At 42.8% G+C, this 25397-nt stretch carries 17 protein-coding genes; 9 read left to right on the forward strand and 8 right to left on the reverse strand.

From position 1 onward, the window contains the following. Nucleotides 1-59: 59 nt before the first annotated feature. On the forward strand, nucleotides 60-1421 hold the full coding sequence (locus tag H8B06_RS00155) for a dihydrolipoamide acetyltransferase family protein (protein ID WP_190992265.1): 1362 nt from the start codon (nucleotides 60-62) through the stop codon (nucleotides 1419-1421). A gap of 39 nt (nucleotides 1422-1460) precedes the next feature. Here the strand turns inward: H8B06_RS00155 and H8B06_RS00160 are convergent, their stop codons facing one another. Then, on the reverse strand, nucleotides 1461-1754 hold the full coding sequence (locus H8B06_RS00160) for a hypothetical protein (protein WP_190992266.1): 294 nt from the start codon (nucleotides 1752-1754) through the stop codon (nucleotides 1461-1463). Between the two features lie 423 nt (nucleotides 1755-2177). Between H8B06_RS00160 and H8B06_RS00165 the strand changes: the two genes are divergently transcribed. Beyond that, nucleotides 2178-3341, forward strand: coding sequence for a methionine aminotransferase (locus H8B06_RS00165; protein ID WP_190992267.1), 1164 nt, complete (start codon nucleotides 2178-2180; stop codon nucleotides 3339-3341). A gap of 15 nt (nucleotides 3342-3356) precedes the next feature. Here the strand turns inward: H8B06_RS00165 and H8B06_RS00170 are convergent, their stop codons facing one another. Then, the gene (locus H8B06_RS00170) at nucleotides 3357-4721 is read right to left on the reverse strand and encodes an MATE family efflux transporter (RefSeq protein ID WP_190992268.1); all 1365 of its coding nucleotides are present in this window, start codon (nucleotides 4719-4721) and stop codon (nucleotides 3357-3359) included. 120 nt (nucleotides 4722-4841) lie between these two features. On the opposite strand from H8B06_RS00170, the gene H8B06_RS20860 reads away from it, so the two are divergent. After that, a complete protein-coding gene (locus H8B06_RS20860) occupies nucleotides 4842-5354 on the forward strand; it encodes a Sec-independent protein translocase subunit TatA/TatB (protein WP_190992269.1) in 513 nt (170 codons plus the stop codon). Between the two features lie 75 nt (nucleotides 5355-5429). Beyond that, entirely contained in the window at nucleotides 5430-7661 is a 2232-nt protein-coding gene (locus H8B06_RS00180) for a Tex family protein (protein ID WP_190992270.1), read from the forward strand. Nucleotides 7662-7695: 34 nt separating this feature from the next. Here the strand turns inward: H8B06_RS00180 and H8B06_RS00185 are convergent, their stop codons facing one another. Together H8B06_RS00185 and H8B06_RS00190 are read right to left on the reverse strand one after the other, a co-directional pair. Continuing rightward, nucleotides 7696-9081, reverse strand: a complete 1386-nt coding sequence (locus H8B06_RS00185; RefSeq protein WP_190992271.1) for a RagB/SusD family nutrient uptake outer membrane protein — start codon at nucleotides 9079-9081, stop codon at nucleotides 7696-7698. A gap of 20 nt (nucleotides 9082-9101) precedes the next feature. Continuing rightward, nucleotides 9102-12587, reverse strand: a complete 3486-nt coding sequence (locus tag H8B06_RS00190) for a SusC/RagA family TonB-linked outer membrane protein (RefSeq protein WP_190992272.1) — start codon at nucleotides 12585-12587, stop codon at nucleotides 9102-9104. Nucleotides 12588-12779: 192 nt separating this feature from the next. On the opposite strand from H8B06_RS00190, the gene H8B06_RS00195 reads away from it, so the two are divergent. Next, nucleotides 12780-13082 carry a hypothetical protein gene (locus H8B06_RS00195; RefSeq protein WP_223857386.1) on the forward strand — a complete coding sequence of 101 codons (303 nt, stop codon included), beginning with the start codon at nucleotides 12780-12782 and terminating at the stop codon, nucleotides 13080-13082. On the opposite strand, the gene H8B06_RS00200 is transcribed toward H8B06_RS00195, so the two are convergent. After that, the gene (locus tag H8B06_RS00200; protein ID WP_190992273.1) at nucleotides 13079-17404 is read right to left on the reverse strand and encodes a translocation/assembly module TamB domain-containing protein; all 4326 of its coding nucleotides are present in this window, start codon (nucleotides 17402-17404) and stop codon (nucleotides 13079-13081) included. The genes H8B06_RS00195 and H8B06_RS00200 overlap by 4 nt on opposite strands. A 77-nt stretch (nucleotides 17405-17481) precedes the next feature. On the opposite strand from H8B06_RS00200, the gene tsaD reads away from it, so the two are divergent. From tsaD to porM, 4 genes are all read left to right on the forward strand, one after another. Continuing rightward, nucleotides 17482-18483, forward strand: coding sequence for a tRNA (adenosine(37)-N6)-threonylcarbamoyltransferase complex transferase subunit TsaD (gene tsaD, locus H8B06_RS00205; protein WP_190992274.1), 1002 nt, complete (start codon nucleotides 17482-17484; stop codon nucleotides 18481-18483). 79 nt (nucleotides 18484-18562) lie between these two features. Continuing rightward, nucleotides 18563-19435: an energy transducer TonB gene (locus H8B06_RS00210; protein ID WP_190992275.1), complete on the forward strand. Its 873-nt coding sequence runs from the start codon at nucleotides 18563-18565 to the stop codon at nucleotides 19433-19435. Nucleotides 19436-19589: 154 nt separating this feature from the next. Beyond that, nucleotides 19590-20405 (forward strand): type IX secretion system motor protein PorL/GldL, encoded by an 816-nt coding sequence (gene porL / locus H8B06_RS00215; RefSeq protein ID WP_190992276.1) that lies wholly within the window; start codon nucleotides 19590-19592, stop codon nucleotides 20403-20405. A 33-nt stretch (nucleotides 20406-20438) separates the two neighbouring features. Further along, nucleotides 20439-21977: a type IX secretion system motor protein PorM/GldM gene (porM, locus tag H8B06_RS00220; protein ID WP_190992277.1), complete on the forward strand. Its 1539-nt coding sequence runs from the start codon at nucleotides 20439-20441 to the stop codon at nucleotides 21975-21977. 71 nt (nucleotides 21978-22048) lie between these two features. Here porM and porN read toward each other — a convergent pair whose 3' ends face one another. The 3 genes from porN to H8B06_RS00235 are packed head-to-tail and all read right to left on the reverse strand — an operon-like array spanning nucleotide 22049 to nucleotide 25280. Beyond that, complete coding sequence (gene porN / locus H8B06_RS00225; protein ID WP_190992278.1) at nucleotides 22049-23194, reverse strand: type IX secretion system ring subunit PorN/GldN; 1146 nt, start codon at nucleotides 23192-23194, stop codon at nucleotides 22049-22051. A 60-nt stretch (nucleotides 23195-23254) separates the two neighbouring features. Further along, nucleotides 23255-24553, reverse strand: coding sequence for a T9SS ring complex lipoprotein PorK/GldK (gene porK, locus H8B06_RS00230; protein ID WP_190992279.1), 1299 nt, complete (start codon nucleotides 24551-24553; stop codon nucleotides 23255-23257). Nucleotides 24554-24587: 34 nt separating this feature from the next. After that, complete coding sequence (locus H8B06_RS00235) at nucleotides 24588-25280, reverse strand: hypothetical protein (protein WP_190992280.1); 693 nt, start codon at nucleotides 25278-25280, stop codon at nucleotides 24588-24590. Between the last annotated feature and the right edge of the window lie 117 nt (nucleotides 25281-25397).

Consider the following 25397-nt stretch of genomic DNA (forward strand, 5'->3'; position numbering starts at 1 on the left):
AATTGAATTTGTTAGATTAAATGTTAATTTAGTAAATCATTCAATGAACTTAGATCGATATGGGTATATATAAAGTGGTTCTTCCAAGAATGGGAGAAAGTGTTTCCGAAGCCACCATTACAAAATGGGTGAAGGCAATCGGAGATTCGGTTGAGGAGGATGATCCAATTGTGGAAATAGCGACAGACAAAGTGGATTCTGACGTTCCCGCTCCGGTGACAGGAAAGTTATCCAAGATTTTTTTTGAAGAAAGCCAAGTAGCTCAAGTAGGCGATGTCATCGCATGGATAGAGGTAGAGGGGGAAGCATCTCCAAATATCGCCGTGCAACATACCGCAGAAGAGCCTCTGGAGGCTACTTCGGCTATAGAGGAAGAAGAAGTTCCGACATCGGATATCCCGGGTACCGAACTACTGACGCAAGAAACGAGTGAAAAGACTGTATTACATTCCGGTTCTCGTTTTTATTCCCCTTTGGTCAAGAATATTGCACAGGAAGAAGGTCTAAGCCAGGCAGAGTTGGATAGCATCCGTGGTACAGGAGCAGAAGGCCGGGTAACCAAGCAGGATATTTTAGATTATCTCGGACACCGTTCCGCGCAAGATCCACGAGTTGAATCAGAAGAAATAGCCGTAAAAACAGCGTCATCGGATCAACATGTAATCACGCCTCCTTCGAAAGAAAAGGAGAATACCCAGAAAATAACAGCACCTGGTGATGAAATTGTAGAAATGGATCGTATGCGTAGGCTCATAGCAGATCACATGGTGCATAGTGTTAAAACATCGCCACATGTTGCTTCCTTTGTGGAAGCCGACGTAACAAATTTGGTCAATTGGAGAAATAAGATAAAGGATAGTTATAAAAAGCGAGAAGGCGAAAATATTACCTTTACGCCTATTTTTATTGAGGCTGTTAGTAAAGCGTTACGCGATTTTCCGATGGTTAATGTATCCGTTGATGGGCACCATATTATCAAGCGGAAGAATATTAATATCGGCATGGCGGCGGCATTACCTTCCGGTAATTTGATTGTTCCCGTTATCAAAAATGCTGACCAGTTGAGTTTAGTGGGATTGAGTAAGGCAGTCAATGATTTAGCACAGCGAAGTAGACAGAATCAATTAAAACCCGATGATACCCAAGGTGGAACTTTTACCTTTACCAATATCGGTGCTTTCGGAAATATCATGGGCGTACCCATTATCAACCAACCGCAAGCAGCTATTTTGGCGGTAGGTACCATTAAGAAAAAGCCGGCTGTTTTAGAAACAGAACATGGCGATGTGATTGCCATTCGTCACATGATGTACTTGTCAATGTCCTACGATCACCGCGTCATTGACGGCGCATTAGGCGGCACTTTTCTGAAACGCGTTGCGGATTATCTGGAAAATTGGGATATAAATCGGGAGATTTAAATAACAAAAAGCGGCGTGTGTCTCACACGCCGCTTTTTGTTATTTAATATTGTTAATAGCCTCTTGTTCGCGTAACTTATCGATGTTATTCTTATCACTGTATTCTTCCGTTTTTTCCTGAAAAGACTCCAATATTTCCCTTATAGAATCAGCATTATCCGCTGTTCGCTGATAGATATCCGGCATTTTGGATTCAATTAGTTTATCCCCCAACTCGATGTTGTCTACTTCAATTTTGCCTATCTTTTCTAAAACAGCCTGCTGACTATTTCGTACGTCTTCCAATTCTCTGACGATCTTCTCCATCAGATCGAATTTTTTCAATTTGTCCATATCACACTTTGTTTTAGTTCCTTATAATAAAACGTATTTGTAGACGATTTGTTTTAATTGTGGATCGTAGCTGTATTTAAGGTCGACAGGCAGCGTTCGTGTGCAAATGAAAAGTTTTGGTAATCCATCATTTTCTTGTCTCTCGAATATGTTCGTCTTTATGTATTACGCTCTTGTTTCTGGAACAGAATCCTAATCGTAGGGCATAATGTTTATCTTTTTGAGGAAAAATAAATTTTTGTTGTACGAAATGAAGTTTTGTTAATGAGTTTTATTTGTACTTCTGGAATGCAGTGCAGTTTGCAGTGAATTACGTTTGTTTGTTGGTGAAAAAAGAAGATTTTGTGGTGAAAAAAGTATTTTATTAAATAAGGTTTGGATATAAAAATCTATTATTTTAGTAGGGTAAATTAAATCACTAAAATGACAGAATCCTTTCAAAGACCGAAGTTTGTTTCCAAACTTCCCAAAACAGAGGTCAGTATATTCTCCCGCATGTCGGCTTTGGCCCAAGAACATGAAGCTATTAACTTATCACAGGGGTTTCCCAATTATCCGACATCCGACAAGTTAATCGCTCTAGTAGACCACTACATGCGTAAAGGGTGTAATCAATATGCCCCCATGCCGGGTATATTGCCGCTTAGGGAAGTTTTGGCGGAAAAAATGAATATACTTTATCAAGTGGATGTGGACGTGGAAAAAGAGATAACCATTACCTCGGGAGGCACGCAGGCAATCTTTACGGCAATCGCTACACTTATCCGTCCGGGCGATGAAGTCATTGTCTTCGAACCGGCTTACGATTCCTATAGACCCAGCGTGGAGCTTTTTGGCGGGAAAGTTGTTCCGGTAACACTAAAATCACCTCAGTTTGCGATTGACTGGAAGGAGGTAGGGAAGTTGATTTCGCCCTGTACAAAGCTTATCATTGTTAATAACCCTACAAATCCCTCAACTAAGATTTGGAAGAAAGCAGATTTTGAAGCGCTGGAAAAATTGGTGTGGGACACTCCGATTACCATATTGAGCGACGAGGTATATGAACATATTGTCTATGACAATCAACCCCACTGGTCTTTATTACAGTTTCCGGCGTTATGGGCGCGCAGTTTTGTGGTGGCTTCGTTCGGGAAATTAGTACACACTACCGGTTGGAAATTAGGTTATGTGGCCGCACCAGCCTATCTAACAGCAGAATTTCGCAAAGTCCATCAATTTAACGTGTTCAGTGCTAACACACCTATGCAGTTTGCGATCGCGGACTATATCCAGGACAAAGATAGTTATCTAGGTTTACGTGCTTTTTTTCAAGAGAAGCGCGACCTGTTGGTAGAAGGGTTGAAAGCAAGCCGATTCCAGAGTCTACCTTGCGAAGGCACATATTTTTTATTGATGGATTATACACCGATTAGCGACTTACCTGAATTGGCTTATGCCACCCAATTGACTACCCAATTTAAAGTCGCTACTGTTCCGGTTTCCGCATTTTACGCTTCCCCCTGTGATCAAAGCCTGCTTCGTATCTGCTTCGCTAAGGATAAGGATACGCTCAATAGAGCATTGGACTTATTAATAAAAATATAAAAGTTTGACTATTGGCTACCCAAACCTATCCATCCGCTGCCGGATAATACGGCGGTAGCGGATATACAGCAATATCGAAGAGGTTAGCAACCCAAGTGAAAGTCCATACCATACACCTTGCACACCAATGTTGAAATAGACACCTAAAAGATATGCCGCAGGGATGCCAACAATCCAGTAAGCAATGAAAGTGATCAACGTAGGAACATTGACATCACCCATTCCGCGGAGAATGCCCAACCCAACGACTTGGGTACCATCAAATAGCTGAAACAATCCGGCGATGATCAAGAGCTGTGCGGAGATGCTGATAACAGCTTGGTCGTCGCTGATTATGCGCGGTAAATATTGGTTGAAGAGCGCAAAAATTACCGCACAGATCAACATGAAAACAATAACAAGGTGATAAGAAACCGTAGCAAACTTCTTGACCCGGGTCATGTTTCTTTTTCCATAACTATGGCCTGTTTTGATCGTTGCAGCCGAGGCGATACCACTGGCCATCATATAGGTCATGGAGGCCAATGTGATGGCAACTTGATGACTAGCCTGTTCTACGGCACCAATCTTTCCGGCGATAAGAGATGCTGCGGCAAAGGAACCGACCTCAAAGACATATTGCAGTGCCATCGGCGCACCAATTTTAAAAATGCTTTTTATCCGGGAAAATTCCGCATGAAAAAATGAAAATGTTTTTGTGTATAAACTGAACCGTTTGGAGCGTAAGACGTAAAACGACATGGCTAACATCATTAAAATGCGGTCAATTAACGTTGCATACCCAACACCCACAATACCCATCGGCTTGATACCAAACATACCTTTTACAAAAATAATCGCTAAAATTATGTTAAGCACATTACCCCAGATCGTGATATTCATGGCTTGCCGGGTAAAACCGAGACCCTCGGCAAACTGTTTAAATGTATTGAATGCCATTAATGGTATAACGGAGAACATCAACACCAATAAATAAGGCTTTGCCGTGTTTACAACCTGGGGATCCTGATCAAGATGTTCCATTGCATACATCGACCCAAAACCAATGAGGCCAAATAGCACAATAGCAGTGGCAATATTTAACCAAAGACTGCTGGAGAGTAATTTTCCACATGCGTCCTTGTCACCTTTGCCGTTGGCTTGCGCGATAAGTGGCGTCAGACCATAGGAAACACCAAGCCCGATCACCATAACCACAATAAACACCGAGTGTACAAGGGAAACCGCCGCCAGTGGAATAGTTCCTGCAAATTTACCTACCACGACGGTGTCTGCCGTTTGCACGAGCGTATGCCCTAATTGCGAAATGATAACAGGCCCCGCAAGTGCAAAAGCACTCCAATAAAAATGTTTGTTTTGTTTATAGTAATGATGTAACATAGTGTTTCGCGTGTGCAAAGATAATCGTTTTTGTTACTAAATAATTACATCAAAATTTGGAAGAAACATAAATTTACGCTTACCTTTATCTTTCGATAAAAAGTTAAGGAGAAGGATATAATGACTTTAGGATTCTTGAATATCGGTACACAGGAGATGGTGCTTATTGTTATCGTCATTTTGCTGTTATTCGGCGGGAAGAAATTACCGGAATTGGCGAGAGGATTAGGACGCGGAATACGCGAATTTAAAGACGCATCTGATGGTATAAAGCGAGAAATTTCGGACCAGATAAATAATTTTGAAAAGGATTTGGATGTTACTGTAGAGGATAAACCTACTACCAAAACTCGATCACAAACAATCTCAGAGGAGATTAATCAACAGGAAGAAGAAGGCGAGGAAAGCATTGGAGTGGAAGAGGAAACAAAAAAAGAGTTTCCGAAGTTTAGTACACCGGAGAATACAGTACAGCACCATCCTGGTGAACAACCATCTTCTGGGGACGAACATTACACCTATGGATATAATGATCACTTTGCCAATGAAGAAAACGGTGCGGACACATCAGAAGGAGCGGGTGCACAGACCAATACGACAGCTTCTGATGAGGAGCAACCTAGAAATGTTTAGATTTATTACCGTATAATACCATTATAAAAGCTGTTGGTAAATTCCTACAGCTTTCTTTTTTACTATACTTAAAATATGGCATACGAAATTATTATTTCGCAAGAACTGGGGATAAATAGCCGTCAGGTATCTACCACTATCAGCTTATTGGACGACGGCGCAACTGTTCCGTTTATTGCTCGTTACCGTAAGGAGATGACTGGCAGTTTGGATGAAGTGCAAATTACCACCATACGTGATCGCGTACAGCAATTGCGCGATTTGGACAAACGTAAGGAAGCGGTCTTAAAATCTATTACAGAGCAAGGAAAATTAACACCCGAGCTGAAACAGCAAATCCAGGAAGCAGAGACAATGGCCATTTTGGAAGATATTTACCTGCCGTTCAAACCGAAGCGTAAAACCCGTGCATCAATCGCGAGAGAAAAAGGCCTACAACCGTTGGCTGATCGATTGCTATTACAAGAGAAAGACGATATATCGATGTTAGCAGCTGATTTTATCGATTCGGAGAAAGGCGTAACATCAGAAGAAGAGGCTTTAGCAGGTGCGCGCGATATTATAGCAGAACAGATTGCGGAAGATGCCGAAGTTCGGTCAAGATCCCGAAAAATATTTTTGGATAAAGGTTTATTTGTCTCGCGTGTTGTTCCTGGAAAAGAGGACGATGCGTTGAAATATAAAGATTATTTTGATTGGTCGGAATCACTTCGAGATGCGCCGTCTCATCGTGTGTTGGCGATGCGCCGTGGCGAGAAGGAAGAAATGCTTTATCTTGATATTGCTGTAGAGCAGGAAACGGTGCTTTCGGTTATCGAAAATAGTTATATAAAAGCCTCCAATGAAGCTTCTGCACAGGTAAAAGCGGCTTTACAGGACAGTTATAAAAGGTTGTTGAAACCGTCGATGGAAACGGAGGTACGTGTGTTGACTCGTCAAAAAGCCGATGAAGAAGCCATCCGTGTGTTTGCAGACAATGTCCGTCAACTGTTGTTGGCGGCACCTTTGGGACAGAAACGGTTATTAGCAATTGATCCGGGATTCCGTACAGGGTGTAAAACGGTCGTTTTGGATGCTCAAGGCGCATTATTGGAGAATACCACCATCTTTCCGCATAATGGTGCGGGAGGCTTAGCGGAAGCCGCAAAAACGGTAGAACTGATGGTAAAACGCTATGATGTGGAAGCGATAGCTGTTGGTAATGGTACAGCTGGACGGGAAACAGAAGATTTTGTCCGCAAGCTAGGATTAAAAGATGTTACCGTCGTCATGGTGAATGAATCGGGTGCTTCCATTTATTCTGCTTCGGAAGTAGCTCGAGAAGAATTTCCGGACTACGATGTGACGGTTCGTGGAGCGATATCTATCGGAAGAAGATTAATGGATCCCTTAGCCGAATTAGTGAAAATTGACCCTAAATCCATAGGAGTAGGGCAATATCAACATGATGTCGATCAAAACAAATTACAGAACTCATTGGACGATACCGTCATTTCCTGTGTAAATGCAGTAGGTGTGGAGTTGAATACAGCATCTAAACAAATTTTGGCGTATGTCTCTGGGCTTGGACCGTCCCTTGCACAACAAATTGTGAACTATCGTGGGACAAACGGACCGTTCAAATCGCGTAAGGAATTGAAAAAGGTGCCTCGTTTGGGCGACAAGGCCTTTGAGCAGGCTGCCGGTTTCCTCCGTATCCGTCATGGCGAACACCCGTTGGATGCTTCTGCAGTGCACCCGGAACGTTATGCGCTTGTGGAGCAGATGGCAAAAGACCTGCAAGCCAGTGTACAGGATTTGCTGACCAATGAAGTATTGCGCAAACAAATTGACTTAAAAAAATATGTTTCCGAGGAAGTCGGGCTTCCGACCCTAAACGACATTATCGCAGAGTTGTCCAAACCGGGACGTGATCCACGTGAACAATTCGAAGAGTTTAAGTTTACGGATGGCGTGAACAGTATAGGTGATCTGCGTATTGGGATGAAACTACCTGGTATTGTCACAAATATCACCAACTTCGGGGCATTTGTGGATATTGGCGTCCATCAAGATGGTTTAGTACATTTAAGCCAACTTGCCAATCGCTTTGTGTCCGATCCGAATGAGGTTGTCAAGGTGCAGCAGCATGTCATGGTAACCGTAACCGAAGTCGATGAAAGACGAAATCGAATTGGCCTGTCGATGAAATCTGACGAAAAACCTGCGCAACCACGTAAACGTCATGATAACCAGCGGAAAGTAAAGACACCAGAAACCGATATGGCAAGTAAATTAGCGGCATTGGCAAGTAAATTTAAAGCATAGAAGAAAGGGCAGACCGCAAGGTCTGCCCTTTCTTTTAATAGCCCGGATTCTGTTCTAGTTCCGGATTGAGATTCCGCTGAGCGGTCGGGATGGGGTAAACAAACTGATCTTCACTATCTACCGTGTCATATTTTTCCAAAGCCAAACCTGTCCGGCAGAAATCAAACCAAGTTTCACCCTCAAAGAGTAGTTCCCGTTCTTTTTCTTCCTGTATAAACTTGACGAAATTATCCACCGAAGTAAAATCACCTTTATTCTTTGCCACACCAGCGCGTGTCAATACTTTTTGAAGGGAAGAGAATGCCGCATCACTTACACTATTGCTGACTCTTGCTTGGGCTTCTGCATGAATGAGTAGAATTTCAGCTAATCGGACAATAGGTAGATTTTGGCTCGGCGGTGTAGCATTCGGAAATTTTCCGATGAAAAAATAAACTTGCTCCATTTCGCCCACTTCTCGTATACCTCTTGCCACTGAAAAATCACGACGTTTGTCTTTGGGTTCAAAGAGCATCGCGATGCTGCTGTCTTTGGCGTGAAAAAGGAGACTGGGGTTATTGTTTGTTACCGATGCTAGCGTATTCGCCGTCTGGTCATCAAATTGTAGTTCGAAAATGGATTCAGCCGTATTTTCCGAAGTCCAGATGCTACCGTAATTGTCCACCAGTTGAAAAGCTTCCGAGTTGATAACTTCTGCGGCCGTTGTGGCAGCCTTGGTATAGTCTCCCGTTAGGGAAGCTTGATAAAGATATACTTTTGCCAATAAGGCTTGTGCAGCGGCTTTAGTTGCTCTGCCTTTGGTGGCTTCGGTTGTTTCATATACCTCAGGAAGTGCTGCTATACTTTCTGTCAGATCTTGTACAAGCTGCTCATAAATAGCGGTAGGCTCAGACTGTGGAATAGCGACATTTTCGTCCTCTGTGGTTGCTGTCAGTTTTAAGGGCACGCGGCCAAAAGCGCGTACTAGGAACAAATAGTTTAATGCGCGGACGAATTTTGCCTCCCCGATAAACTGTGCCCGCTTTTCAGCAGTGATAACGTTTTCAGGCATTTCAGCCACGCGGGTAATAATATTATTGGCGGCATTGATCGTGGAATAGGTGCCTTGCCAGACATTAGCTATCCAAGGGTTATTTGCAGTCACACTGTGGGTCTTGAAGTTTTCATATTCGGGAAAAACCGCCGTATGCGTTACGTGCTCCGCGGAAAATTCCGGCACAATGACCATCGTCTGCCCATACGTATAGGAACTGGTCATGGTGCGGTACATGCCAATTGCGGCGGAATTTGCATTGGTTTCCGAATTAAAATAGGTGTCGTTGGTCACTTGCGCGAGAGGTTCCCTGTCGAGGAAATTATCACAAGATGTAAATCCTGCGAGTAGCGTGATAGCGACAGATAGTTTATATAGCGTGTTCATAAGTATATGCATTTAATAGATTAGAAAGATAAATTGACTCCCGCGGTAAATATGCGTGGCTGCGGATAACTTCCATAGTCATATCCGTAGATAAGCCCCGTATTGGCGCCGCCATGACTGGAACTTACTTCAGGATCAAAGCCACGGTATTTAGTGAACACATACGCGTTTTGTACAGTGACGTAGGCGCGCAGTTTGCTGACTTTTAATCGCTCTACAACAGATTGCGGTAGGGAATAGCCCAGCGTGATATTACGCAGGCGGAAGAAAGAACCGTCCTGGACAAAACGATCAGAAATGGCACCATTATCGAAACTTCCCGGACTTGGACGCGGTACATCGGTTACGTCTCCTGGTTGGCGCCAGCGATCCAGCCAATCGATAAAGGCATTGGAACTGGCATTATATCCTTCTAAGCCCGATGCCAAGGTGTAATTGAACATGTCGTTGCCGTACGTAAATTGGCCCATGACGCTGAAATCGAAGTTTTTATATTGGAAGGTATTGGTAATACCTCCAAAGAAGTCCGGGTGTGGGTTGCCAATAATTTGTCTGTCTTCGTCCTCTGTTGGTGTCGTAGGCAAACCGTCTTGACCCTCATAGTCAATCATACCTGTTTGTGGATTGACTTCAATCATTTTCCAACCGTAGAAAGAGCCGAGCGGCAAGCCGGCCATGGCGATATTGAGGTTGCCCACACCGCCTAAAATACTTTCTACTCCATCAGGCAGGGCCAATACTTTATTTCGGTTGAAGGTCATGTTCAACGAAGTTGTCCATTTAAAATCGCCAATAAGGTTGTGTGTGGTCAATTCGAATTCGAATCCCTTGTTTTCAATATCACCAGAGTTGGTAAACCGGTTGACGTAGCCCGAGTTGGTCAGGATAGGTACACCGATAAGCAGATCGGACGTTTTCTTATGGTAATAATCGGCCAAAAGGGAAATTCTATTGTCGAATAGCCCAACATCCACACCGATGTCGGCCTGTCTCGTAGTTTCCCATTTGAGGTTTTGGTCGCCTAAAACGGAGGGAATAAAACCGGGCATACCTAAATAGTTGTTTCCCCCAGCATAGAGCGAGTAGCTGGCATAATTTCCGATGTTTTGATTACCGGTAATGCCCCAACTGGCGCGAAGTTTCAGATCGCTGATAACTGAAAGATCTTGAATAAAATTTTCTTCTGATAGACGCCATGCCGCAGCAAAAGAAGGAAATGTTGCCCAACGATTATCACGACCGAAACGAGACGATCCATCCGTACGCAAGTTGGCGGTTAGAATGTACTTTCTTTTATAATTGTAGTTGACACGCATAAAACCGGAAGCAATAGCCCATTCTTCTGGATAGCCATCTGCCCCTGTGATGACACCCCCTGCGTTAATATGCTCGATGTCATTAGAAGGGAAATTCGAACGCTGTGCGTGAACGAACTCCAGTCGGGACTCCTGTACGGAGAATCCACCTAAGGCGTTGAATTCATGATCGCCGAATTGCTTGTCGAAGGTCAAGGTTGTCTCGTTGATCCAAAGCTGGTCACGCGTATTGCGACGTGCGCCGATCCCGCCTTGGCTGGCGAAGGAGCGTATGCCATTTGGCGGCATGAAGAAAGTCTCGTCGATAAAGCTAATGTCCGTCCCGAAGCTTGTCTTTAACGTTAATGATGGGATAAATTGATATTCGGCACTTACATTCCCTAACACACGCCAAGTCTGTGCATTGTTGACCGGCAATTGGAGCATAGCGACAGGGTTTTCCCGCGTTAAACTGACTTCGTCATAGGCATAGTTTCCATTGGCGTCGTATACCGGAATGTTAGGCGGCGAAAAGATCCCTGTTTTCGTTGGTCCTTCTTTTGAGTTTTCTTCCTGTATACGGTCATTCTCTGCACGTGTTACGTTGATCGCCGTGGCAAACCGTAGTTTTTCATTATGTTGATGATTGAGGTTTATCCGGCCACTGATCCGATTAAAATCAGAGTTAAGCATGATCCCGCCTTGCCGCATATAGCCCAACGAAGTGTAGTATTGTGTTTTTTCGCCACCCCCACTTGCCGATAGTTCGTAGCTTCTGGTACCTGCTTTCCGGAACATAGCGTCTTGCCAGTCGGTATTGATGTTGGGGTTCGCTAATATTTGATCCGGCATGGTGGATTCGGGATCGTCCTGTTGTCTAAAGTAGTAATAATCCCGCATGTAATCTTGGTATTGTGCGGTATTCATCATGTCGTACTTGCGCTCCGCCGGCATTTCTGAATATCCTTCATACATGTTGAAGTGGAACTGGCTGGTGCCGGCGTCGCCTTTTTTTGTCGTAATCAGCACCACACCATTCGCCGCTCTTGCACCGTAAATGGACGAGGAGGCTGCATCTTTCAATACTTCGATAGACTGGACATCAGAAGGGTTCAATGACGACAGAATATTGATTCCTTGCGTGCCACCTCCAAAATTAAAATTGGAGCCGCCGGTGAAGTTCGTTGTACTATTCACGGGGATACCGTCCACGACATATAGCGGATCGGAACTGGCGTTTATCGAAGTAGTACCACGTACCCTGATATTCAGTCCGCCACCCGGTGACCCGGATTTCTGTGTTACCTGCACGCCGCCCGCTTTTCCTTGGATAGCTTGCGGGATACTGGGCAATACTTCGTTCTCGATTTCATCCGCTCCTATACTGGATACCGAACTGGCCAATGTCGCTCGTTCCATCGTACCATACCCGACGGCGACTACCTGTACGGATTGGATAGTTTTTGATTCCTCGCTTAACAAAACCGATATCTCTTTTCTATTGTTGAGCGGCTCCTCGTATTCCTTATAACCAACAGCACTAAACACCAGAATATCGTCCGCAGTTGCTGGGATGTTGAACCGACCTTGTTCATCCGTAGCGGCTGAAGTTGGTTGTCCTTTGACCGTAACGGTAACACCTGTTATGGAGCCATTTTTGTCACTAACTGTACCTTGGACGGCATTTTGTGAAGCGGCCGTAGAGTCAGTTGAGGTAGTGGGAGGTGTCGGTGAAATCGCGGGAGTTCGTGTTGTGGTAGCGGTATCGGTACCGGTTGTGTCTGTTGCGGTACTAACCATTGTATCAACTGGGGTATCCCTTGCTGCAGATGAATCCGCTTCTGCAGGTTTCAGTATCACATGTATCTCGCTCCGATTATTGATACGCTCTTCGTGTCGGGCGAAATCTGTTTTGTTAAAAATCAGGGATCCATCTGGTTTCATCTCTAGGGTAAATAGACCTTGATCGTCTGTTACGGTGTTGATAGTTTCCCCTTTTACGGAGACGATAACGCCTGCTATGGGTTGGCTATCAGTGTCTTTGACGGATCCCTGTATCGTAATTAGGGAATCTTGGGTACTGGGTAATGTCGTCCGAAATAAGCTGGAATGGTCGATTTTACTTGAATAGGAAAGATGTGTATCGTGTTTGGCAAGAGCCCAGTAGGGGGCAAAGAATAGGAAGGGAATGGCATAAAGGATGTGTTTCATATACGGTATAGAATTACGTTAAAATCATTTTCTTGCTTTTATTTGCTATAGTGTAACAAACAACTAGTTTTAATAGTTTTGCTATTTATAATATTTTTGTTACAATGTGTTACGATAACGTATTGTCGGTAAGAAATAGTATTTGTTTTAGAAAAAAAATGTAATTTGTTGACCATAATTAATTGTGTAAGTATGACAACTTTGACCTACAATGAGTTTATCAATTCGATTGAAAAGGATAACACTATTCCTGATAAATTGAATGTCCATTTACAGTCACTTTGGTACGATGCTAAAGGAGATTGGCAAACAGCACATGACTTGATCGATCATTTGGAGGACCGTACCTCGGCGCATGTACACGCATATCTTCACCGTGTGGAGGGAGATTTGTGGAATGCACGCTATTGGTACAATCGCGCAAAACAACCGGAATACAAAGGTACACTGCAAGAAGAGTGGGAGAGTTTGGTAAGGATGTTCGTTAGAGGTTAATCCTCCTCCCGCTTTTTACGTTCATTCCAAATCCATAGCTTTCGCCAGAATTCGGATAAAGAATTGAACTCTTGCCGATATACTAACCCAACGGCACTGATGTAATCGCTATAGGGCGTGAACAAGAAATTTCGGGTATTAAGTCTATTGTAGGCTCTTAATACAAGATTTCCATCTTGACGTAAGCGGAACGTGACTTCTGCATCGGTGGCTATCTGATCCGAGAAGAGCGTGAGATCGTTGAGTTGATTTTGGCTACGGTCGCTAACACCTCCCGTAAAGACCAATCGGTCGTCGAAAAACCGTAAGGAAGCGGAAGCATCGTTGAAGGACCGGATATTAAGATCCAGAAAATTCATGTTGAGAGACTGGGAGATGATGCTGTTTAGTTGATTGAAAGCGATTTCTGTACCTGCCGATAGGAGCGTGTTGTTGACTTCTCTACCAAATTCCTGTGTCGATGCAGGCGTGAAGCTCCGTCGGACGATGAGACTAATAGCTTGTTGGTTAACATTGTTGATATCGCTCAAATAGCCTTGAAGCTCATCTTTAATATACGGTGTTTGTGGGAAATTAAGATCGAAAGAAACATCTGGCTGTGATAACGTACCTTTTAATATCATATCCGCCTGGGCCAGGATGCGATCGTTGTTTTCTGCTCGCCCCGCAGCATTGTATAAAGGAGCAATTGATGTTCGTTGTTGATAGGTTGCACTCAGATTAACGGTTGCTTCGGCAGGATTACCCGCCCATCGGATAGTTCCGCCTTCTTTGAGATCAAAGAACTTGTTAAAGAAATCTTGTGCGGTAAAATGGAATTTTCCGGAGATAACATGATAATCACCAAACATCTCAAAATCACCCAAACTTGATATACGCAACGAAATATCACCTGTACCAACACCGGTTAAAGAGCCGATGTTGTTTTCTAGATTGATTTCCGCATCAGGTGTCACGGTAATATCCATATTCATGGTTAAACCTTGAAAAAGCCGTTTAGAGATAGGTATCTCCTGTTGAGCAGAATCCGGGTTTACAAAATAGATGAAATCGTTGTCAGTCACTTTCAACGAAGTATTAAAAGGCAGGGTAATTACCGTATTAGGGTTGGGGCGTACATCAATATCCATAACCATAGCACTAGTCGGGCCGTTAAAACGGAAAGCACCTGACGCGTAGGCTGTACCAAAGAACAGTTCATTGTCTTTCCGGGCGGTGTTTAGGATTTGGAAGTTATCTGCTGTCACGTGAATAGCCAAATTCGGGTCGCTAAGTGTATTGAGATTGATTTCTCCGTTTGCTCGCGCTGTCGCATTTCGAGCATCGTTTAACAATAAATTATTTAAAAGAATGGTATTCTCTTGGATGACGGAATGTTGATTAGAGATGCTGTATTTCGTCTGCAGATAATTAACCAAAAAAGACGCTTCCTTGATATGGGCAGTTCCATTGATTTTTGGCTGTCGGATGGTACCACTTATTGTCACATCACCGCTCATGGTACCGTATAAATTGGAAACAAGTGTGCGGAGGAACGGTTGCACCACACCGAGATCTATATCGTTGACTATTCCTTTTAAATGTAATGCATCCTTTTCAGCATTGACGTCATACGAGCCATTGAGCGTAACCCCGTCGCCATCTACATCCAATAACTTAGATTGGAGTTGTATTAGTCCGGTCTGCGGATCAAAATCCGCGTTCACATCTAGACTCCCGATCGGCAGGTTATTGTAAATGATCGGTGTCGTGGAGATATTGGCAGAAAGTGTTGGTGAACCAAAAACCGAATGTATTTGCATTTCTCCGCTAAGATGTCCGAGTAAATCAATGCCCAATGGTCGTGTAATTCCCGAGAGTGAAGCTAGGCTGAAGTCTTTAAAAGCAATATCGAGCTTGTCGTCTTCATTGGAAAGGATCCCGTTTAAGCTGATCTCTTGGCGATCTCGGGAAATGTGAAGGTTATTTAAGTAAAATTTGCCTTTGGAGACCCGCAGATCCGCATCCTGATTGATTTCCCATGACTCCTTATTCAATACAATTTCAGATTGGTCAAACCGAATATTTGCTGGCTGATTATGAGCAAAGTGTATATTTCCGTTTAATTTAAGATAGTTAGGACGATCTGTTTCCGAAAGGGAAATATGGAAATTCAGACTGTCGTTAGCTAATACATTATTGATGGCAATATGGTCGACATATGTGGAGTCCGAAAAACTAAAGCGATCAGCCGTTACATCTAACGAAAAAGCTTGATTATCCGCTTTTTCGGTAAGCACAAGATTCTTGATGTTCATGCCTTTATAGGAAACTACTGGACTAAAAGCCTTAAAATTTGCTGTATAGTTATCCGACGAGAATTTGGCCGTTAAACGTGCTCCATCTTCTAATGCTAAACTGGGATCAAATAATGCTGATATAGGAGCAAAGGATTTGACATTGATATGCAGGTCAAAATTTTGTGGATTGTAGGGTTGGATTTCGAGATTGATGGCAGGCGCATAACGCATAGCCAGCGAGCGAAAATAAGCACCTATACTGGATAAATCTATTTGTCCCGACATCACGCCGTCAACGACATCGGAATTTAGCGTCAACTGTTTAGAATATTCATCTCCTTCCGATTTAAAGTCTAAATAGTTCATCACAAAATCGCCCCTTGTTGTACTGAACTGCAGATGATCGGAAGCAATTTGACCGTTTAAGGAATTCAGGGAGTTTCCATGTAGCTTTGCTTGAATATTGGACTGACTGACGACAATGCTGTCTTTGAGATAGAGATGTAATCCTTTTAAGTCGAGATGTTGGATGGTAGAATTAAATTCGTATCTCGGCATAGTGTCTTGCCAGTTAACCTCTCCTTCAAAGACTAGAGCAGCGTGTTGATCATCAATTTTGCCATTAGCAAATAAAATCTTATCCAGCATCTCGCCTTCAAAATCTATTTGCTGATAGCAATAATTCTTGAAAAAGAGATTCGACAAATGACCATGCGTGCTTAAATGTAGTGATTTTGCATCATTTCCCCTGCCGTCGTATTGAAGGCTAAAACCCGTTGTGCCAATTTCATTGGAGCGCACGAATTTCCCCAAGTCAAAGGAAGCGGTTTCTACTTTCCCCCTATATTGTAACGAAGGTTTTATCGTGATACTACTTTTGGTGGAGAGGGAACCCAGCGCTGTGGTAGCCCTCCCGTCTACATCAAAAAGGTAGTAATATCCGTTAAGTGTGCCTTGATAGGCTAAAGTTTCCAAAAGATGAAGTTGATCTGGCAGGGAAAAGGAAGATTGATTGGATAATGCCGGTACAAGCTCTTCGACATCTTTTGCGGAGGTTTGTAGATTCGCTAATGCAAAATGGAATCGCGTTTGCTCGATTGCCGGTAGCCCGTCAATCGTAAAGTCCCCTTGTAGACTGGTTTGTGTCCCCGTCTTGAGATAAACATCATGAGCCGTTAGATGTTCGACCGTGCCAGAAACGGAAGCTTGGATAACATCCGTTGTGAATCGAACATTTACCATGGTTGGTGCAAAAAACTCTATATCACGCGAATCTACAAAAGCATCGTGAAGTTTGCCTTCCATATTCACTTTTTGGATAAAATCCGAAAAGTCTGTAAAACTATCGTAATAAAAAGCGAGATAATTGCCTATCCTAGAGCGATTGGTATGTAGCACCAAGTCAATAAATTCCATCTTCTTGTTGGATACATAAGATTTCGCACTAAACTCTTGCAGGTACAGTCCGCTTTTTTCTTTGAAGGTGAGCTGTTGTACATCTGCTTGTATGTTCGTGTCATCATAGCGGATCGCTTTAATATCACCCGAAATGTTTGTCAAATCTAGATCACTAAAATCTACACCGCGGTTATGATGATTAAAGCGATGGTCGGTCAGTTTGAAATGATTGTCGTGCAGTGTGACACGTTGCAAATCCAATTGCATTTTAGTTGTTTTCGGTGTTTGTTCTTCTTTCTTTGGTGAAAAATAATCAATTAAGAAACTAACATTGGTGCTGTCCTTATATACTTCGTAGTTAATAAAAGCACTATCTAACGTGACTTGTTGAATTCCGATTTGCTTATTCCATATTTTTACCAGGGAAATGCGGGCGGTTGCACTTTTGGCGGATAGTAAGATGTTCCCATTTCGGTCGTTGATCGAAAAGTGCTGTAACTCTAACGAACTAAAGGGCTTGAAATATACTTTTTCCAAAGAGATATCCGTCTGTAACTCTTTGCTCAGGTAGTTTGCCACCTTTTTCGTGACATAGGTCTGTACAGCAGGATAACGTAATAAGAAAACAGCCAATATCGTTAGCAAGAGGATGCTAAGCAGCGTAATCAGCGTTATTTTAAGTATTTTTTTGATATTTTTGTATTCTATTTAAATATTGTACAATGGCTGTTATCCTCGGTATCGAGTCTTCCTGTGATGAAACTTCTGCCTCTATATGTATAGACGGTGAAATTAAATCAAATATTATTGCTAGTCAAGCAATTCATGCAAAATATGGAGGTGTGGTACCCGAATTAGCATCGCGAGCCCATCAGCTACATATCATTCCGACCGTGGATGAAGCTATTCAACAGGCAAAAATACATAAAAATGATGTGGATGCGGTGGCTTTTACACGAGGACCTGGACTTTTAGGCTCACTTTTGGTCGGTACGTCTTTCGCTAAATCGTTTGCATTGGCTCGTCAAATCCCGCTGATTGAAATTAACCACATGCAAGCACATATCCTAGCACATTTTATAGAGCAACCGAAACCCAGCTTTCCTTTTCTTTGCCTAACCGTATCGGGCGGACATACACAGATTGTATTGGTGAAAGACTATTTTGAAATGGAGTTGCTCGGACAAACGCTTGATGATGCAGCCGGAGAAGCGTTTGACAAAACAGCGAAAATACTGAACCTACCTTATCCGGGAGGGCCATTAATCGATAAATATGCACAGGAAGGAAATCCGGACGCCTATAAATTGCCCGAACCGCAAATTCCGGAATTGAATTTTAGTTTTTCGGGTCTTAAAACGGCTATTTTATATATGGTACAGGCGGAAGAAAAGAAGGATCCCAATTTTTTAATGGAAAATATAGCTGATGTATGTGCTTCGGTGCAAAAGCGTATTGTTTCTATTTTATTGAATAAGCTAAAGAAAGCGGCGAAACAAACTGGCGTGCGGAATATGGCAATCGCAGGAGGGGTTTCTGCTAATTCGGGTCTACGACAGGGGTTGTTGGAAATGGGTAAGCAATACCAGTGGAACGTATTCATTCCCAAATTTGAATACTGTACCGACAACGCGGCGATGATTGCTATTGCGGGGTACCATAAATATCTGCGCAAAGATTTTGTCGGTCAAGATATTACACCTTTAGCGCGGATGCACGTGTAGCGGTACGCAAAATAAATTATGGAATTTTCACTTCGTTGTCATCATGAAAGAAAAGATGTAAACCTTAACACTTTTCGTTATGTGGAACAACAAATTAGATATTTATGAGAAAGAATGGCTAGATGTCGTTTTTTCTTCCCGCAACCAAACTTATGGTGCGTATGATTTACGACGTCAATCTGCTGCGGCCACGAATAAGGCCTTGCTTATGGTTATGTTCGCTGTTGCCTTATTGGTAGGTGGAAAATATGCTTATGACCGGATGCCGGGTACGACCTCAGTGCCAATAATTGAAAACCATACACCCGTTACAATTGAACAATTGGCAATTCCCGAACCGCTAAAAGAAGAGGAAGTCATCCTCCCGGCAGAACAACCTGTCCAAAAGATTGCACAAGACCCACCTGCACAGGATCTGATCCGTTTTGTAGAGCCCGTTATAACTGATCGTAATAGAGCAGTCGAGGATGTTGCTTCGCAAGATGATCTAAAAGATAAGATGACTGCCCGGCTTACGCTTAAAAAAGTGGATGGCGGTTCTTTTGTTGCAAAAGGGGAATTTGGCCCTACGAAAGAACTAGGAAACATCACCGGAACAGCCACAGGTGATCCCGATGGTGGTGCGTTAAATAATGGTGAACCGTTTGTATCGGTAGAGGTTATGCCAGAGCCAATAGGCGGTATGGCTGCATTTGTCAATTGGGTAGGAAAGAACTATGCGTATCCCGATAGGGCGTTGGATCAGGGGATTAAAGGGAGTGTGATCGCGACGTTTGTAGTGGAAACAGATGGCTCTTTAACCGATATTACGATATTGCGGGATATCGGTTTCGGTACAGGTGATGAGGCTATCCGCGTGTTGAAAAAAGCCGTAAAATGGAAACCGGGTGTTCAAAATGGAGTACCTGTTAGAGTCAAATATACACTGCCTATCAAATTGAGTACGTTTTAAAAACTAAAATACCGTTTTGTCTGTCATGCTGAACGGCGTGAAGAATCTTAAAATCCCACCACTTGTAATTTATGGTATTTTTATTGCTAGTACTTTGAGATCGTTTTAATATATCATGAGCGAGGCATCATAGTGCTACTAAAAATGAATAAATATGAGTGTAAAGAAAAAAGACAATTCAAGATGGTTACACATTGCTATCTCTTGGGGAGCTAGTATCGTTATTATTGGTGTTCTGTTTAAAATACTTTATATAGGAGGCTCATTTGCCAACTATATGATTGGTATTGGTTTAGCGGTGGAAGCCTTTCTATTTTTCCTAATGGGGTTCAATCCGCCGCCAAAAGAACCTGCATGGGAGAGAGTTTATCCTGAATTGGACGAGAATTACGCCGGAGAGTTGCCGCAGCGATCGGCTGCACTTAGCCATCAACCGGCAGGGCCGTCGGCGACAGCGGCGTTGGACAAGATGTTTGCGGACGCAAAGATAGAACCTGTGCTGATTGAAAATCTGGGAAGAGGCTTGCGCGATTTTAGTGATAAAGTGTCGGCTATCAACCAAATATCAGATGTCTCGTTTGCAGCAAATGAATTTACCGAGAAATTAAAATATGCAAGCTCGAAATTTGATAATCTCAGTATGGCTTTTGAAAAAGCATCCGCCAATCTCGTAGCGATGTCCAATACGAACATGGATACTGCAGGTTACCACCAACAGGTGCAAAATCTAACAAGCAACTTGAAATCGTTGAATGAGATGTACGAACGGGAATTACGGGATTCGGCATCTCATCTACAATCCATGAACCAATTCTATGAAAGCTTAAGTTATACGATGAAAAACTTCAACGAATCCCTAGATGACTCGAAGGTGTTTAAAGAAGAAGTAAACAAGTTGGCTAAGAATCTAGCAGCCTTGAATACCGTGTACGGCGGTATGTTGACGGCCATGAATCAGCCACGTGTGTAGGAAACCATCATTTTATAACTAAAACGGAAAAGAATGGCTTACGGAAGAGAGACGCCAAGGCAACGCATGATCAATATTTTATATTTGGTATTGCTAGCCTTACTCGCATTAAATGTACCAAACTCCATATTAGATGCTTTTAAGAATATTAATGACAGTCTTGAAGCTTCTAAAACCAATGTCGACAATTCTGTCGAACAGTTGTTTGCCGCATTTGAGAGTACAAAATTAAAAGAAGAACCAGAACGGGCGAAGCCTATCTATGAACAGGCTAAACAAGCTCGCGCTGTTGTAGATGAACTGGATCAATACATTAATGAATTGAAGCAGGAATTTGAGAAGCAAGGTGGTGGGTATGATGAAGATACCGGTGATTTGGTACGACGCGAAAATGCAGATATCGCACCTCACCTTATGATTAACGGCAAAAGAGGGGTGGAATTAAAAGAGAAGATAAACAGTACCCGTGAAAAACTATTGTCGTTATTGAATGAAGATGACCGGAAATCTGTTTCGTTTTCATTGGAAGCACAAGATCCGGAGAAATCCGTAAACGGCAAAAGGAAATGGGAAGATGTTAACTTTGGAAGCGGAACGCCTTTGACAGCTGCAATGACTACGCTGACTAAAATACAAGTCGATGCGCAGAATGCGGAATCCGATGTCGTGAAGCTAATTTTAGGCAAAATGGATCAAGCTGTGGTGAATTTGGATAAATTTGCAGCAGTAGCGGTAGCACCTACATCCTATCTTGTTCAGGGGCAGCCATACACGGCGGAAGTTTTCTTGACCGCTTCAGATTCCAAATCAGAACCATCGATCAGTGTCAATGGAAGTGCGTTAAACGTCGTGGATGGAAAAGGTGTCTATACGGTGCCCACCAACCAAGAAGGTATTTTCACCTGGACGGGAACCATTCAAGTAAAACAAACGGACGGTACGGTTAAGGAATATCGTACACCAGAACAGACTTATCAGGTAGCTAGACCCTCGGCTGTTGTTTCACCGGATAAGATGAATGTATTGTATATCGGCGTAACGAACCCTATTTCTGTATCTGCGCCGGGCACGCCCACAAATAAAATCAATGTAAGCATGAACGGCGGCGGCGGTCGTATTTCGGGCTCCGGTGGGAAATATAACGTCACGGTGAGCTCGCCGGGAACTGCTCGCATATCGGTATCCGCCGAAGTGGCGCCAGGTAAAACGCAGACATTGAGCACAACAGAGTTTCGCGTAAAGAGAATTCCGGATCCAATTGCAAAATTCGGGGGGAAAACAGGGGGTAATATGGCAACTGTGGCGATCAAAGCTCAAAATGCCGTATTCGCAACATTAGATAACTTTGATTTTGATGCCAAATTTAAAGTTACCAAATTCAGTTTGATCATCGCTAAGCCAAGGGCGGATGCCATCGTCCTTTCTACCAATGGAGGAACGTTAAACTCCAGTATGAAAACTGCGTTGAACGGAATCGTTCCGGGTACTAGAGTGATATTCGATAATATTATCGCGGTAGGTCCGGATGGATCTCCAAGGCAATTGAACGCTGTCGCATTAACGGCAAACTAATAGGAATTGCAAATAGCAAAAAATGCCACTCGTTTTTGAGTGGCATTTTTTGTTACACGAAATCTCAACACTTATTCCAACTCCTCTGTTTCCGCTATGGGTTGCTGTTCTTGTGTTGGAGGTTGTTGACTTTCTGTTTCTAGCGTTGTTGTTTCTTCTTCAGCTGTTGTTGTGGTTGTATTTGATGAATTGCCAGTAGATGGCGTATTGTTGTTTTGTCGTTGAACCGGTGGCTGGTAATTTTCAAGTTCTTCGGGATTTACACCTTTTGGTGCAGACCAAAGTTTTTCTTTATAGGCTTCCAATTTATCCTCGATTTGTTGGGCTTCTTGCAGCTGTTGTAAAGCATTTTCCGCATATTGCGCTTCTTGGCGCATGGCGCTAGGTGAGGATTCCCGGATAATCGTACTGGCAAATTTCCGTTGAACGAAGAGGTCATCCATGCTCATGTCATACAGACCTCTATCGGGATCCGAGACGTCCACTTTCACCAATGTGTAACGTAGCTGTGGGAAATATAACCAAAATGCTGGCGTCGAACCTACAGCTTCTGCTAGCTCCGCAGAAGAAGAGATATCCATCAAAGGAGCCACACCAATAATACGTGTTTCCAGACGACCGCGTTGTTTGTCAAAGAAAATGTCTTCCTTGATCCTAAATTTGGTAACACGTTCGGGATTAAATTCATTCAAGGTCATCTGTGCATCAATCTGATTCCCTTCCTCATCAAAAATTGGAACCAATACGCTATCGGCGAACTGTGCGACACCCTGACTGGCCGTCATTTTTGATTTGAAAGAATCGTCTTCCGGACTGTAAGGTGTTAGTTTTCCGTCGTTTATTCCTTTCATGATGGCTTCAATTAACGATGCTCCCGGAATAGCATAAATATAATTCTCCTCGTTCGACAAATCGATATCTCTCCATACCCGTTTGTAAAAGCGGATATTTTTCATGTTCACCTTCGGATAAGCAAATGGAACCGCATCTTCCAGATTATTCACTTGATAGAAACCGTCCGTTAACGGGATCGTATCCAACAATATATCCTGGTTGCTCGTGTCATATAGAGGAGTCTGTTGCTCACTTCCCAAGAAGACGTCCCGTTGGAAGGTATCTAGTATGGTGGTATCTTGTTGCGGAGGAATATCCACCTGCTGTTGTGCTACAGCATGATTAAACCCAAATAATATCGCTATAATGATTAATTTTTTCATCTTCTTTTTTTTAATATTTAGTATATCACTCATCACTTATTACTTGTCATTCATTACTAATTAATATCTCCTTGTTTTACTTTGATCGGTTGGCATTTCAAAAGCGGACATGACGCAGCGAAACCCGATATAAGAATGAGGCTCATATTCGACTACATAATTACGCGTTTCACTATTTAACTGTTCACCATTATCTTTCCATGAACCACCTCTTACGACTTTTCTTTTGAGGGCGTCACTGTCACGTTCATCCGCGTCGTATAGTAGAACGGGATTCAAATCATTAACGAAAGCAATAGCGGAAGGACTGTATGCATCGAGTGTCCATTCAGATACGTTTCCTGCCATATTGTAAATGCCAAAAGCATTTGGCGTGTATGATTTCACCGGAACGGTAAAGGTTGCCCCATCTTGTGAATAGGTACCTTCCCCCTGTTTGTAATTGACCGCTAATTTCTTTTTACCTTCTTTGCCATCAATCGTTAGGCGTGTTCCGGATACGGTATCACGAGGATCTAGTTTACCTTCGGCGGCATACTGCCATTGTGCTTCTGTTGGTAAACTGAATGTTAGATGATAGCCACTCAGATAAGAGTTTTTCATAATATTCGCCATCAATTCCTTTCCTCGCCAGTCTGTATAGGCTCGTGCCTGTTTCCATGTTACACCTACGATAGGGTAATAATCAAACGACTCATGGGTAAAGTAATTGACATCCATAGATGCTAACTGGGCATTTGGAAAATCTTTAGACCAGATATCTTCTATAGGCATTACCGGAACAGTATCTGTAACATACTCGGTTTCCTCACGACCATTTGATCTCAAATACGAAAAGCGATATTTGACAGCTTCTTCGTTTAGTGCGCGGCGAGAACCTTTCATAACGACCATAGGCGCAAGTCGCTCTTGAATAGCGGGATCGTTACTTCGCCATAAGGGAGAAATACGTTTCACGCGCTTCCAATCGATTCGGCGTTGACCATCTTCACCGACAATATCCAAAAAGTATTGGTCATCGTTTAGATAATCGGTTACGGCAACCGAATCGGCTACCCAATTTACAAACTCCCGATATTGTTTGTTAGTGACTTCGGTTTCATCAATAAAGAATGCACTCAGACTAATGTTTTTACCGACATTACCGCTATCTAAAGAACTCTTGTAGAGAATGGTTCCGGATGGAACATATACCATACCCGGAGGAGCGGGAAGTTTACCACTTCTAAAAGCGGATACTTTGGGCGCACTATAAAAATTGTTTGATTTACAAGCCGCAACGACTATCAATGACGTTATCAGTGCAACAACAATAGTTCGAGGCTGGGATAACCTTTGTCTCAAATTCTTCTTATTCATTATATTATAATTTATAAGCTGTGGATGTTCGATGTTAATTACGATTAAATAATGCTAGTTTTACGCCTAAGGAAAGATAGGAATACTGGTCCATCTTACTATTAATAACACCATCAACATTATCTTTTGGAAGCAAGGATTGTTGATAATTGATGTTGATTGCCCAACGTGGACCGTAAAGCGTTCGTCCTATCGGTATATCTAAACCAATGTTGAACGGAATAGCCAATTGATAGGCGTTTAAATCTTCGGAAATTTCTCCCCCGTTATTTTCGATAGATGTCTGATAGCTACCGTCTATACGGTGATTGATATTGTTTTTCATTGCCCCTACACCAGCACCTACATAAATGTTAGCCAGAATCTTACTAAATGTGCTTGCACCTAGTGTATAGTAGCTGTAGTTGGCTGGAAGAGATAGAAATTGACCGAGCCTGACTTTGGCATTGGCATTGATGGCGAGGTAACGGTTCTCGAAATCGCTATTCCATCCATAAGCGCTTAACATCCCTTTTTCGCCTTTCACACCGACCGAGATAAAAGGGGTTATTAGTCCCTCTGCTTCTATGTATCCCGCAAATCGCGTGTCGGTATTTCCTAAATCGGCCCAGACCATCGTACCACCTGCACCGGCACCCACACTTATAGGGCGAGAAAATTGAGCAAAAACAGCTTGTGTCGAGAAAAAAACGAACAAAACAAAAGCGGAAAATATACCTTTTTTCATTGTAATAAATTGTTTTTTTAAAATCGATACAATGAAAGCAATTATCTTGCCTTAATTTGATAATCCTGTTTTTTTTAAAATAAAATTGTTAGGAAGTGAAGGAGTTAAATTCACTTA

It is taken from the genome of Sphingobacterium micropteri, from assembly GCF_014692515.1.
GTDB lineage: Bacteria > Bacteroidota > Bacteroidia > Sphingobacteriales > Sphingobacteriaceae > Sphingobacterium > Sphingobacterium micropteri.